Raw genomic sequence first — 13,181 nt, forward strand, 5'->3', positions numbered from 1 at the left:
ATATAAGCAGAAGGCATTTGGGACTGGCGGTTATAAGCGAACTGACGGACCTGACCACGGATAATATCCGGTTATTAAGCATCGAGTCCAAACTCGGTGGCAGCAGCGTTGCCGATAAGAATACCCTTGACATGGAAGGGCTGATTTTTGGTGACCGTATGACATTTGAGACCCTGCTGGGAAGTTATCTTGTAAAATTGAAAGAATCGCTTCTTTTTGACAAGCCGGTTATAAAAAAGAATCTGGTTGAGACATATCAGGGCAAAGAGGTTCTCCGTTTTTCGGTAAGCCTGGAATTGCTCTGTACTCGGAGATAATATGGCAAACCTGAAATTTGATCCGCGCTTTATTATAAATCTGCTGATATGCTCAGGGGGCATAGCATTATTTATACTTTTTCTTATATGGCCGCTTCATATTTCCATATCCCGAACGGATAAGGAAATTGATCGCGTTAAAAGCCGGATTGAAGAGCAGAAAATATTATATCCGGTTTATTGCGACCTGTTAAAGATCATAAAGCAGAAAGTTCCCGGGGGAGTTTTTGCAAAAGAGAGCGAAAAGCCGGTTCAATATGATTCTGAAGATATTACCCTGTTAATTCAAGAAATTGCAGCCGGGAATAATCTTAAGGTGAAAAGTATTATCCACGATGTGGGATCATTAATCGACGATACGGGATATGAAATAATAGATGTTTCCGTTACTGGGAAATTTAAGGATTTTCGCAATTTTCTGGTGGGAATCGGCGAGATGCGGTATGCAAATTATCTGGAAGAATTGCACATTGAAGAATTCGGGGACGGCGGAGATCTTTTTCTTGGATTTAAAATCAGGGTTTCAGGGGAAAAGGATGGCGCAGTATGAAAAAAAGGGAAAAAATAGTCATTTTTTTTGCTGTAATCGCTGTACTGTATGGCTGCTATAATTTTTTTACAGCATCTACTTCAAGTACGGTGACGGATGTTTCGAAAACGGACCTTGGCGCTTCCAAAAAACTAGTTAATGATTTGGTATCAAAAGTATTAAAAAATGAACTTAATGTCCGGGAGCTTTACACCATTGCCCAGGCCGGTAAAGATTGGACCGGCAACCCCTTTATGAAGATTAAAGATGAGATCAAGAAAGTAACGAAATTTGATAAAACAGAGTCTTCAACCCCGGTGGACAATCTGGCATATTACGGTTTTGTAGAAACCGGACATGGAAAACTGGCGATTATCGGCGGCCGGGAGTATGAAGAAGGAGATACACTGGCCAGTGGAAAATATTGCCTGAAAAAAATTTTTAAGCATAAGGTGGTAGTTTCTGTAAAAGGCCAAAAAGACCTTATCCTTCCTCTGATGGCAACTAACAAAGGGAATTGAGTCTGATATGAAAAAATATTATATTTTTAAAAAGATATTATCGGGTTTGGCTGTTTTTTTTATATGTTCGGCTCTTTTTTCAGGATGCGCAGGAACCGGCAAAGAAAAAAACGATCTGTTTTTTGACAAATGGAAGGCTGTAGCAGACAAATCCGAAGGCTATTCACCCATGCCTTCAGAAGACACGGAAGAAAACAAGGGGATCCTGATAGAACATCCGGACCGGGAAGGACTCGCTGCAAGCAGTGATTTAGCCGGTTTAGTTCCTAAAAAGCCTCTTCCGGCAGAAAAGGTAACCCTTGAAATGCATGATGTGGAAATTTCGGTTCTGCTTAAAACCCTTGCCCGGGCGGTTAATCAGAATATCATAATAAGTGAAGCGGTTACCGGAAGGTCATATGTCAGCATCAAAAATACTCCCTGGGACCAGGTTTTTATGGGGCTTCTGGATACAAACGGTCTGGCGTATGAATGGGAAGGCGACATAATCCGGATTGTTACAACCGACGATATTAATCGTGCCCTGGAGCTTATGGACGCGGAGCAGAATCTGGTGGCCGGCCGCAAAGAGCATGAAATCGAGATGGAAAGATTACGGTCAAGGGCAAAAATGGCGGAACCTCTCCAGACCTGGGTTTATCATGTTAAATATGCCGATACGGAGAACCTGCGGGATAATCTGGAAGAATTTTTCCAAAGCAGCCATGCCGGCCCAGGGGCCGCGGAAGAAGGCAAAAGCGCTGATTCCCTGCTGACCGGGATGTCCCGGACCAAATCGTCGACTTCCGGGCTGAGAGGCGCTATCCTGGTGGATCTCCATACCAATTCCCTTGTGATCCAGGCCGGCAAGAGTGATCTGGAGAGAATGCGGGCCATGGTGCTTGAGCTTGACAAACCTACCCTTCAGGTCCTGATACAGGCCCATATTGTTGAAGCCAACAGCAATACCGCCCTGGAACTGGGAATCCAGTGGGGCGGCCTTTATAATGGTGGCGACACATGGATAACACCAGGAGCCAACAGTACCGGAATAACAGGCGCAAAATTGAGCGAAGGCATAGATCCGACTGCGGGAATGGCTGCTAATTTCCCGGCCGCTTTGAGCGACGGCAAGGGCCTGACACTCGGCGTTATCTCGGAAAGTATCGGCAACAATATTATTACCGCGCAGCTTTCGGCGCTCGAAAAGGAGGTCAAGCTCAACATCCTCTCCAGCCCGTCTATTACAACCCTTGATAACCAGAAAGCAATTATAGAGAGCGGCAAGGATATTCCCTATCAGACCGTTGAAGATGAAGATGTACAGATAGAGTGGAAAAAAGCTGTTATCAGGCTTGAGGTTACGCCCTATATTATCGACGGCAAGACATTGAAGATGAAGATCCTTACAAACAAGGATGAGGTCGATTTTTCAGATACGGTTATGGGTAATCCTGTTATAATCACCAAGAGCGCCGAGACCAGTGTGGTTCTTTTTGACGGACAGACAACCGTAATCGGAGGCTTGAGCAAGGAGAATGTTGCCGATGGTGAATCCGGGGTTCCTTTTTTGAAAAATATTCCGTTTCTTGGTTATTTTTTCAAGGGTATCAGCAAAGAGAATGTAAAGGAAGAGCTGCTTATTTTCATAACGCCGTATATTCTTAAAGAAAAATCGTAATATGGATTATTTTCGGATCCTTAATCTTGAAAAAGAACCTTTTTCCAATTCACCTGATCCCGATTTTTTCTACCGGTCCAGGCAGCATCTGGACTGCCTGCAGAAGATTGAACTTTCCGTGCGCCTGCGCCGGGGCCTTAATTTTGTTGTGGGCGACGTGGGCGCCGGCAAAACCACCCTCTGCCGGCAGCTTATTCGAAATTTTGCATCTGATGATAAAATAGATACGCACCTTATCCTGGATCCCGATTTCGGCAGTCCCCTGGAATTTCTTGTTACAGTTGCAGAGATATTCAATGAGGAACAGCCTGACAAAAATGCCGGGGAAAGGCAGATAAAAGAGATTATCAAGCAGAATATTTTTCGGAGAGGCGTTGACGAGAAAAAAATTATCGTTCTGATTATTGATGAGGGCCAGAAAATTCCCCTTCCCTGCCTTGAAATTCTGCGTGAGTTCCTCAATTTTGAAACCAATCAGCACAAGTTGCTGCAGATAGTTATTTTTGCTCAAAGAGAAATAGAAAAGCGACTTGAAAACTATAAGAATTTTGCGGACAGAATAAATCTTTATCATATCCTGAAACCGATGAATTTTTCAGGCACAAAGGCTATGATCGAGTATCGTCTGGAAAAATCGGCGGAAGCTGCCGGGCGCGTTTTTAACCCGTTCAGTCACTCCGCTTTATGGGCGATATACAGGTTTACCGGAGGGTACCCGCGCAAAATTGTAACATTATGTCATACCAGCCTTTTGGCCATGATTATCCAGAATAAAACCACGGCCGGGCTGCGCCTGGTACGTTCCTGCGTAAAGCGTTCGCTCCCTTCGCTCTATAGAAAAAGATTTCCGGCGCTTGCGGCGCTGCTGCTTGTCTGTCTTGTGAGCGCTCTTTTTATATATGAATTCCGGCCGGAAATCTTGAATCCCTTTATTTCTCTGAATGATCAAAGCATAGAGGCTTCTCTGCAGGAGCCGGATTTCAGCTTTGATGCGGCGGAAACAATGGAGAGCACGAAAGTGCCTGAGAATATTGATCCGGTTAATATAAATGATGCCGAGCGCGGGCCGGAAGCTGTTATTGATACAGAGCAGGCTGTAACACCTTTAAACAACCCGCCGGGACCCAAAAAGCAGGAAGAGCCGAAAAAACAAGACCAGGCAGTTGTCAATAATCATAGTCCGGTGGAAAATTATACGCCTATGCCGCTTGTGCCCAAACCGATTATGCCCAAACCGATTATTCTGGGTTCGGTACGCTTAAAGGAGAATGAGACCCTGTGGCGGTTGCTGGAAAAGGTTTACGGTTTATGCACTCCTCAATATTTAAAAGCAGTGCTTTTAATAAATCCTGAAATTAAAAATCAGGATCATGTTGAGGTGGGACAAAAGATTACTCTTCCGGCAACACCCGTTGAAAACAAAACATTTCCCCCCAGGGCATGGTTTGTCAAGCTTGAAGAAAAAAAATTTCTTGCAGACGCACTTGAATACCTCAGGTTATACCCTGAAGACGCTCCTCCGGCACATTTAATTCCATATTGGAATAAACATGCCGGTCTTAAATATACAATATTTCTGAAAGATATTTTTATCACGGAAGCATCCGCTTTAAAACGTTTCAGGTCCCTGGATCCGACTGCATATCCGGACGGGGAAGTCATTTTACTGCAGAATGATGACACGGTTTTTTTTGCCGATCCTGTTTGGGAGTCAGGTTTGCAAGTCAGGACTGGAGGCCCGGTAAATTGATAGCTAATAAAAAACTTGGAGAAATGCTTGTAGAGGGCGGCCTTTTAAGCGAGGAGCAGCTCCGGCAGGCAATGCCGGATCATAAAAGGAACAATATAAAGCTGGGTCAGTTCCTTGTAAGGGAAGGGATAGTAAGCAGCACCCAGATCGTGGAGCTTATTTCAACCCAGCTTAATATCAAAAAATATCATCCTGATGATTATCCTGTAGATATGGCTCTGGCAAGGATAATCCCCGTGGAAATAGCTCATAAATACCAGGCTGTTCCGCTTTGCAGCAGCAGTTTTCTGCTTACCGTGGCCATGACTGATCCTATGGATATTGCGGCCCTGGATGCAATCGAGGTGCATACCAATACAGAGATAGAAGCCATTATCTGCACCAATCAGGAGCTTGTTCATCTGATCAATGTGCTCTACGGCACATATTCCGGTATCGGCGGTGTGCTGGACAGCATGAATGGTATTGAGGTTGATGCCGGCAAAAGACAGGATGAGGCTGTTTACGGCGATGATGTTGAAGTCGGATCTCTGCAGGATATGGCTGAAGAGGCTCCGGTAGTTCGGCTTGTAAATTCGGTTTTGTCCCAGGCTGTCCGGGAAAGCGCCAGTGATATTCATATAAGTCCTGAAAAGGATTATGTGCAGGTCCGGTTCCGGGTGGACGGAAAGCTGCATGAAGTGCCGGCTCCGCCCAAATCCATGATTTTGCCCGTAATATCCAGGCTTAAAATTCTTGCCAATATGGATATTGCATTATCCAGGATTCCCCAAGACGGACGATTTACGGTCAAGATGGACAACAAGGAGATAAATTTCAGGGCTTCGACCGTGCCGACTATTTATGGTGAAAACATTGTCCTTCGGCTGCTTGATACCAGCGCTGCCATACATACCCTGGACAGCCTGGGAATGTCGAAAGGTGACCGTAAAAAGATAGAGAGTATGATCGTAAAGCCTCATGGAATGATTCTGAGCACCGGTCCCACCGGCAGCGGCAAGAGCACCACGCTCTATTCCATTCTCAAGAAGATAAATACACCGGATATTAATATAATTACCCTGGAAGATCCTGTTGAATACAGGCTTAAAAAAATAAGGCAGATCCAGCTTAATCGAAAAGCCGGGATGACCTTTGCCGGCGGGTTGCGGTCTATACTGCGCCAGGATCCGGATGTTATAATGGTCGGCGAGATTCGCGACGGAGAGACCGCGACACTCGCAGTTCAGTCGGCTCTGACCGGTCACCGGGTCTTGAGCACGGTTCATACCAATGATGCCGCCGGCGCCATCACAAGATTTATAGATATGGGCATAGAGCCTTTCCTGGTATCTTCGGTAATCCTTGTATCTGTTGCCCAGCGCTTGATAAGGAAAGTATGTCCTTACTGCAAAAAGCCCTTCCGGCCTCCGGAAGAGGCTTTAAAGTACTGGGGGCTTGATAAAGTAGAAGGCGCTGATTTTGTGCGCGGAAGCGGCTGCATGAATTGTATGGATAAAGGTTACAGCGGCCGGACGGGAATATTCGAGGTTCTTATTATCGACGATATGATTCAGGATATGATACTGAAACACAAGTCAGCCCTGGAGATAACCCGCGCTGCCAGTCAGTCCGGAAGTCTCTCAACCCTTCGGGAAGATGCGGTAAGGAAGGTCGCCCAGGGTATCACAACACTTGAAGAAGCGGCATCCGCCGTGATGATATAGATAGATTTCCAGATAATTCATTTCACTGCGTTATCGGTCGTTGAAGTAGAGACGCAAAATTTTGCGTCTCTACCACCCTTGGCCTTGTGCCAAAATTGAAATCTGGTAATTATCTGAAAATCTATAAATTTATAAAGGTTTCCTAATGCCGAAATATTCATACAAAGCCATAAACGAAACAGGTGGTCGGGCAGCCGGTGTAATTGAAGCCGATTCCCCGGACGCGGTTGGCAATATTCTTGCCGGGCGGGGATTTATACCTTTGAAGATCTCTGAACAGGAGGACAGTCTGTTACCACCGGCCCTGGCATTACTTAAGAATAAAATGGTCTCCGCCAGGGCTCAGGATCTGATTGTTTTTACAAAACAGTTCAAAACCATGACCAAAGCCGGAGTGCCCACCTTAAAGCTGCTTCATGTTCTCGAAAACCAGACCGAGAATAAAAAGCTGAAAAAAATAGCAGGGTTAATGCCCCAGGATATTACCAGGGGTGAAAGCCTTTTTAATGCTTTTAAAAAGCATCCGGAAACATTTTCCAATTTATACTGCAGCATGGTGCGTGCCGGTGAAGCCAGCGGCAAGCTGCCGGAAGTCCTTGAACGGCTGATTTATATTATAGAACATGAAAACAAGCTTAAAACAGATATCAAGGCAGCGCTTACGTATCCGGTGATTGTTCTCTTTTTTCTATTTTCGGCTTTTTTTATTCTGTTGACCCTGGTTATTCCGAAGTTTGTTAATGTTTTTGTTAAATCAGGTGTTGATATACCTGCTCCCACCAGGATCTGCATACTTATGTACCAGTTTATTACCGGATACTGGTATATAGTCGCCGGGCTTATAGTCGCAGTGGTGATATCCATGTTCTGTTATCTAAGAACGAAACGCGGCCGGTATGCGCTGGATGCCTTAATGATGAAGATACCCCTGCTGGGTCCTATGTTCGTCAAGTCCGTCATGTCACGCTTTGCCAGCATATTTGCCATACTTCAGTCAAGCGGGGTGAGTGCTTTGAACTCCCTCAAGATTCTTGCAGGCACCGTAAACAACAGGGCAATTGCAAGAGAATTTGACCTGATATCGGATCGTCTTGAAGAAGGAAGAGGTATCGCAGAGCCGCTAAGGGCGGCCAAATATTTTACGCCCATGGTTACAAATATGGTCTCCATAGGGGAGGAAACCGGCAATCTTGATGAAATGCTGGGAGAAATTTCGGATCATTATGATGCAGAGCTTGAGTATAATATTAAAAGATTGTCTGAAGCAATCGGTCCGATCCTGACCATCGGACTGGCTATTGTCGTAGGTTTTTTTGCCTTGTCAGTATTCCTGCCGATGTGGGATATGGCCAAAATGGTGAGGTAGGAGCAGGTATGCGTAGGCAATGAAAAATTTTAGATTTAACATCAGCCTGTATGTTATAATACCGCTTATCTCAATGGGCGCTGTGACTTTTGCCGTGATTATCACCTATGAAATCACGGCCTATTATCTGCGAAAAGGCTTGAACCCTTTCTGGCCGGCGGCTTTCTGGGGCATGGTTATGCTTGTTTTTACCGGCTGCATCAGTTTTTTGATAGCAAAAATTATAATAGGTCCACTGGAACGTTTTGTTCAAAAAGCCGAAAACCTTGGGGTAGTGCAAAAAAATACGGGCATAAAAGAATCCCTCAAGGATGATATGGGACGCTTCACCTCTGTTTTTGATCAGGTCACGGAACTCCTTTCAAGGGTGGAGGCGCGGAAGCTTTTCCCCCTGATAACGGGCAGCAGCCGGGGGATAAGGGGTGTATTGAACCGGATTATAAAAGTAGCCCCGACCGATTCAACGGTTCTTATCCTGGGAGAAACCGGCACCGGCAAGGAACTGGTCGCCACTAGTATTTACAAGCACAGCCGCCGCAAAGATAAACCCTTTGTTACGATTAATTGCGCGGCCATACCTGCCGGCCTGCTTGAGAGTGAACTTTTCGGACATGAAAAGGGCTCCTTTACAGATGCAGGAGCCAGGAAAACCGGCCGCTTTGAACTTGCCGACAAGGGGACAATATTCCTGGATGAAATCGGGGACATGCCCCTCGATACCCAGGCCAAGCTGCTGCGAGTTCTGGAGAACCGGTATATAGAACGGGTGGGAGGCTCACAGCAGATCAGGGTGGATGTGCGGATCATCGCCGCCACAAACCGGAACCTGGAAGAGATGGTAAAACAAAACAGATTCCGCCGGGATCTTTTCTACCGGCTCAATGTTTTTTCAATCATTATTCCTCCCTTGCGTGAAAGAAAAGAGGATATCCCGGCCATAGCCGATCATTTTATTAAAAAGCTGGGAAAGGGGGTCGATATAGCCCCTGAAAGCATGAACATCCTTTCCGCTTATCACTGGCCCGGGAATGTCAGGGAACTTCAAAATATAATTGAATCCGCATCAATTACTGCAAAGGATACGATTGAACCGGTGCAGCTCTTGTCACTTATTGCAAAATACCCGCAAGAGGCTGGTTCAATTTTTGCCGGAGATGAATCAGATAATTCAAGCTGTAATATTGATCAGCGTATTCAGGAATATGAAAAAGGGATTATTATCGCGGCCCTTAACCGGACCGGAGGTGTGCAGATCAGGGCCGCCAAAATGCTTGGCATTAAAGAGCGAAGTTTGTGGCACCGGATTAAAAAGTACGGCATTGATGTTAATTCATTCAAGTCCGATGCCGGGTGAGAATGTCTGAACTGTGATTTGTATGATTAAATGATGGGCTATGATTTGAAAAACCGGGGAAGTTATAAAGTCTGCAATATTATAATTATTCAACTTGCGAAAACAAATTATGCCGCAACAATAATAATGCAAGGTGTTATTAAAACAATAGCAACCCTTGACGATATTATCCCTTTGGTATATTATTAATATTGATGATAAAGGCATTCAAGTGCAAAGAAACTAAAAAAATATTTAACGGTCGTTTTCCAGCAAATTGCCTAATGATATTCAGAGGCTTGCTGAGTGTAAGCTGGTTATGCTTCATAATGCCGGAGGCATTAACGACCTTCGGGTTCCTCCTGCCAACCGGCTGGAAGCATTAAGGGGAACAAGGAAGGGGCGGCACAGTATTCGAATTAATGATCAGTGGCGTATTTGTTTTAAATGGCGTGCTGATGGCGTATATCATGTTGAAATAACAGATTATCATTGAGGTATAGTATGAGAGATTTTCCACCGGTTCATCCTGGTGAAATCCTGCTTGAGGAATTTTTAAAACCTATGGGAATTAGTCAATATCGCCTTGCAAAAGATATAGGTGTCGCGGCTATGCGTATCAACAAAATTGTTCGCGGCAAAAGGGGAATCAGCGCGGATACGGCGCTTCGCCTTGCCCGCTATTTTGGAATGTCGGTTGAATTCTGGACAGGAATCCAGACTCATTATGAGACTGAAATGGCTAAAATGGTACTCGCAGGCCGGCTTGAGAAGGAAGTAAAAATTTTTGCGCAAGCCGTTTGACAGCCGGCACAGGTAGAGCATGGACATTGCAAGGTCTGACCGGCAAACCTGAAAACGCAGTCCGCCCCATCAATAAACCTGCAAAATTTGCAGTAAAACCTGCAAATTTTGCAGGATCTGAATAACGATTATAACGCATTAAGATTTAAGGGAAAAAATAATTTATTAAGTTTTTTGCTGTCTGATAAAGGCCTTAGACCGGATTCCTTCCATGCGGTATGCTAAGCGAACGGCTATTGGCATTAAAACTGCACATTGTCAGGTTATCGGCATTGATTGTGTGCTGATTTGGCTGCCGGAAACATTGAACAAATAATAGTGAATTCTGAATTTATTTCAGGGAAGGTGAATATGAAAATTTTTACGAACAAGAGAAGCTGTGTTAATAACGAGGAAGGTTTCACCCTGATTGAAATCATCGCTGTTATTATCATCCTGGGCATTATGGCCGCTGTGGCTGTGCCCAAGTTCTTTGACATGCAGGAAGATGCAAAACAGGCTGTAATTAACGGCGCGCTGGCCGAAGGAGCGGCCAGATTTAACCATGCCTTTGGTAAATACATATTGAAAGAAAAAAAAGCACCTGCCACTATAGCCGACTTAACTGATACCGAAACAGAAGATTATTTGGGTGCAACCCCCGGGACAGGGGAAAACATTGGTGATTTTGATATAAAATGGGAGAAGAGTACGGATGATCTTGTTATTACAGTTACTAATGCCCCGACTGTTGGCGACTTGACAGATCTAATTGTAGTAAAAACAATTACCGGTATTGAGTGGGGATCATCTGGATCTTGATTTTAATAATATTTTAGCTGAATTGGGATTTGACATGAGGCGGCGCTGTATAAATTACAGGCCGCCTTTTTAGTTTCTACGCCGGCCGCCGTGATGTTTCATTTGACAAACACGGAAGGGGATAATATTTTAAGTTTTAAGTTTTAAGAAATATGCCACTTAAAACTTAATAACTTAATAACTTAAAACTTAATACACCAAAGCAGCGGGGAAATCAGTGCCATGGCAGATTTGATAAGGCAGAAACGGGATAAAATCGTACAGTTGGCAGATAAATACGGAGCAAAAAACATACGTATTTTCGGCTCATTCGCACGAGGCGAAAACAATTCCGAAAGCGATGCGGATTTTCTGGTAAATATGGAGGGAAGCCTGCTGAGACGCATTGCGTTGATGCAGGATTTGGAAGATTTGCTCGGCAGGAAAGTGGATGTTGTTACAGAAAAAAGTGTTCACTGGTATGTTCGTGAAAGAATTATGAAAGAAGCTGTTCCCTTATGAAAGATCAACGACTTTATCTCATTCATATAAAAGAATGCATTGAGAAAATAGAACAATATACTGAAGACGGCGAATTATCGTTTTCAAATGATCCGAAAATACAGGATGCGGTGATTCGTAATTTTGAAATTATCGGCGAAGCCGTAAAACGTCTTTCCGAAGATACACGGCAAACTGTTTCGGAAATACCCTGGAGGCAGTTTGCAGGATTACGAGATGTTCTGATTCATCAGTATGACGGTATAGATCTTTCAGAAGTATGGCTGACGGTTGTAGATGACCTGCCGATTTTGAAGGAAGCGGTCAGGACGCTCCTGGAATCTGATAAATAAAATATATGCGTTTTTGTAAAAGATACACGTGCAGTCAGAACCGCTTATACCATTTTTGCCGGTTCGATAATTCCGGCTTTACCCTGGTTGAATTACTGGCGGTTATAGTTGTCCTCAGCACAATCAGCGCTGTTGCTGTAAGCCGTTTTTATTTCAGTGATTCAAACCTGGAAGCCCAGACCGAAGCGATAAAAGTCTATCTGCGCTATGCCCAGGTCAGATCGATGAATACGGAAACCGTCTGGGGTATCAGTTGCGACGGGACTGATTTATGGCTTTACCGCGATGGAAATATTAATAATAAGGTTCTTCCGGCAGGCGAAGATGGTGTTGATGTAAACTTGGCCGAAAAAGGGATCTCTATGGGGGCTTTTACGGTCTCTTTCAATTCCTGGGGCAAGCCCTGCACCGATGAGGCAGGTCAAACAGAGTGGGATACCTACCCACCCTTGACAGTTAATTCAGTTTCAGGTTCAGACAGCAGAAATATAATCATCACCAAAAACACAGGCTTTATTCCATGATCCGTCCGGATAATATTTTAAAAACCAGCGCCGGTTTTACCATGATCGAAATAATTTTGCTGATCATACTCTCGGCCCTGTTCGGAACCCTGCTCTTTCAGTTTACCGGCACAAGCGTTACCCGCAGCGGAGAGGAAGTCGTCCTGGTTCAGCAAGGCTGTGAACTGACCGGAATTATGGAACAAATGACCGCCGATTATGATGAACTGATTAAAACGGATCCCGAGGGATTTTCATTAGATACTTTTCAAAGTAATATTGCAGCCGGCAATACAAAGGAGAATGTTCCATATTACGGCGATTACACTGTTAACACCAATTGTTATATTATATTTACAGATGGGAATGAAGTAGTTGTAGATGACAGCAACCTCCTGAAAGTTACAATAACAAAAGGCAGCCAGTCCTTAACCGCCCTTTTTTCCAAAAAAACCGATACATAAAATGGAGGAACAGCGGATATGCCAAAGATTTATGTGTATCTCGGTATTGTGATTTTATTTTATAGTAACGAACATGAACCCGTTCACATTCATGGAAAGCATCAAGGAAGGGAATCAAAGGCTGAACTTATTATTGAAAACGGAAAAGTAATCGACATTATAATAAAACCCGTAAGAGGACGTAAACTTTTGCATGCAAATATTTTGAAAAATTTCAAGATATTTGTTGATATTTATTCTGAAAAAATTGTTCAAAAATGGATTGATTATTTCGTCTTGCATAAAGAGGTGATTTGCGAAAATATCGAGAGGAGAATCAAATGATTAAGGAGAATCAAATAATTAAAATTGAAAAAGCAAGCTACCTTGGCGGTTATAAGATAAAATTAGCTTTTAATGATAAATCGGAACAATCTATAGATTTTTACCCATTCCTTTCAAACTCCTTAAATCCGTTGATAAGAAAATATTTAGACGAAAAAAAATTCAAGGAGTATGAACTGGATGATGGCGATTTAGAATGGAATGACTATGATCTTTGTTTTCCAATAGCTGATTTATATGAGAATACAATTAGGCCATAATATGGTATGC

The 13,181-nt window shown here is 43.9% G+C and carries 17 protein-coding genes; all 17 read left to right on the forward strand.

What is annotated here, in order from left to right:
• Positions 1–17 precede the first annotated feature (17 nt).
• The 17 genes from BuS5_RS03500 (at position 18) to BuS5_RS03580 (ending at position 13,171) form a co-directional block, all read left to right on the forward strand.
• Positions 18–317 carry a hypothetical protein gene (locus tag BuS5_RS03500; protein ID WP_027353373.1) on the forward strand — a complete coding sequence of 100 codons (300 nt, stop codon included), beginning with the start codon at positions 18–20 and terminating at the stop codon, positions 315–317.
• A gap of 1 nt (position 318) precedes the next feature.
• A complete protein-coding gene (locus tag BuS5_RS03505) occupies positions 319–867 on the forward strand; it encodes a hypothetical protein (RefSeq protein ID WP_027353374.1) in 549 nt (182 codons plus the stop codon).
• On the forward strand, positions 864–1,367 hold the full coding sequence (locus BuS5_RS03510) for a hypothetical protein (RefSeq protein WP_027353375.1): 504 nt from the start codon (positions 864–866) through the stop codon (positions 1,365–1,367). The genes BuS5_RS03505 and BuS5_RS03510 overlap by 4 nt, the downstream gene beginning before the upstream one ends.
• A gap of 7 nt (positions 1,368–1,374) precedes the next feature.
• Positions 1,375–3,027, forward strand: coding sequence for a type IV pilus secretin PilQ (gene pilQ / locus BuS5_RS03515; protein ID WP_027353376.1), 1,653 nt, complete (start codon positions 1,375–1,377; stop codon positions 3,025–3,027).
• Position 3,028: 1 nt separating this feature from the next.
• On the forward strand, positions 3,029–4,777 hold the full coding sequence (locus BuS5_RS03520) for an AAA family ATPase (protein WP_051374642.1): 1,749 nt from the start codon (positions 3,029–3,031) through the stop codon (positions 4,775–4,777).
• Entirely contained in the window at positions 4,774–6,483 is a 1,710-nt protein-coding gene (locus tag BuS5_RS03525) for a GspE/PulE family protein (protein WP_027353377.1), read from the forward strand. The genes BuS5_RS03520 and BuS5_RS03525 overlap by 4 nt, the downstream gene beginning before the upstream one ends.
• Before the next feature lie 145 nt (positions 6,484–6,628).
• Positions 6,629–7,849: a type II secretion system F family protein gene (locus tag BuS5_RS03530; protein WP_027353378.1), complete on the forward strand. Its 1,221-nt coding sequence runs from the start codon at positions 6,629–6,631 to the stop codon at positions 7,847–7,849.
• A 19-nt stretch (positions 7,850–7,868) separates the two neighbouring features.
• Complete coding sequence (locus BuS5_RS03535) at positions 7,869–9,203, forward strand: sigma-54 interaction domain-containing protein (RefSeq protein ID WP_027353379.1); 1,335 nt, start codon at positions 7,869–7,871, stop codon at positions 9,201–9,203.
• Between the two features lie 256 nt (positions 9,204–9,459).
• Positions 9,460–9,678: a type II toxin-antitoxin system RelE/ParE family toxin gene (locus tag BuS5_RS03540; protein WP_232223022.1), complete on the forward strand. Its 219-nt coding sequence runs from the start codon at positions 9,460–9,462 to the stop codon at positions 9,676–9,678.
• An 8-nt stretch (positions 9,679–9,686) separates the two neighbouring features.
• Positions 9,687–9,986 (forward strand): HigA family addiction module antitoxin, encoded by a 300-nt coding sequence (locus BuS5_RS03545; RefSeq protein ID WP_027353380.1) that lies wholly within the window; start codon positions 9,687–9,689, stop codon positions 9,984–9,986.
• A gap of 351 nt (positions 9,987–10,337) precedes the next feature.
• Complete coding sequence (locus BuS5_RS03550) at positions 10,338–10,787, forward strand: prepilin-type N-terminal cleavage/methylation domain-containing protein (RefSeq protein WP_084445744.1); 450 nt, start codon at positions 10,338–10,340, stop codon at positions 10,785–10,787.
• A gap of 222 nt (positions 10,788–11,009) precedes the next feature.
• Positions 11,010–11,288, forward strand: coding sequence for a nucleotidyltransferase family protein (locus BuS5_RS03555; RefSeq protein ID WP_035264737.1), 279 nt, complete (start codon positions 11,010–11,012; stop codon positions 11,286–11,288).
• The gene (locus tag BuS5_RS03560; protein ID WP_027353382.1) at positions 11,285–11,620 is read left to right on the forward strand and encodes a HepT-like ribonuclease domain-containing protein; all 336 of its coding nucleotides are present in this window, start codon (positions 11,285–11,287) and stop codon (positions 11,618–11,620) included. Before BuS5_RS03555 ends, BuS5_RS03560 begins: the two co-directional genes overlap by 4 nt.
• Positions 11,621–11,625: 5 nt before the next feature.
• Entirely contained in the window at positions 11,626–12,144 is a 519-nt protein-coding gene (locus BuS5_RS03565; protein ID WP_027353383.1) for a pilus assembly FimT family protein, read from the forward strand.
• Positions 12,141–12,587 carry a hypothetical protein gene (locus tag BuS5_RS03570; protein WP_027353384.1) on the forward strand — a complete coding sequence of 149 codons (447 nt, stop codon included), beginning with the start codon at positions 12,141–12,143 and terminating at the stop codon, positions 12,585–12,587. The genes BuS5_RS03565 and BuS5_RS03570 overlap by 4 nt, the downstream gene beginning before the upstream one ends.
• An 18-nt stretch (positions 12,588–12,605) precedes the next feature.
• Positions 12,606–12,911 (forward strand): DUF4160 domain-containing protein, encoded by a 306-nt coding sequence (locus BuS5_RS03575; RefSeq protein WP_027353385.1) that lies wholly within the window; start codon positions 12,606–12,608, stop codon positions 12,909–12,911.
• On the forward strand, positions 12,908–13,171 hold the full coding sequence (locus BuS5_RS03580; protein WP_027353386.1) for a DUF2442 domain-containing protein: 264 nt from the start codon (positions 12,908–12,910) through the stop codon (positions 13,169–13,171). Before BuS5_RS03575 ends, BuS5_RS03580 begins: the two co-directional genes overlap by 4 nt.
• Positions 13,172–13,181 lie beyond the last annotated feature (10 nt).

This window comes from Desulfosarcina sp. BuS5, assembly GCF_028752835.1.
In the GTDB taxonomy this organism is placed as follows: domain Bacteria; phylum Desulfobacterota; class Desulfobacteria; order Desulfobacterales; family BuS5; genus BuS5.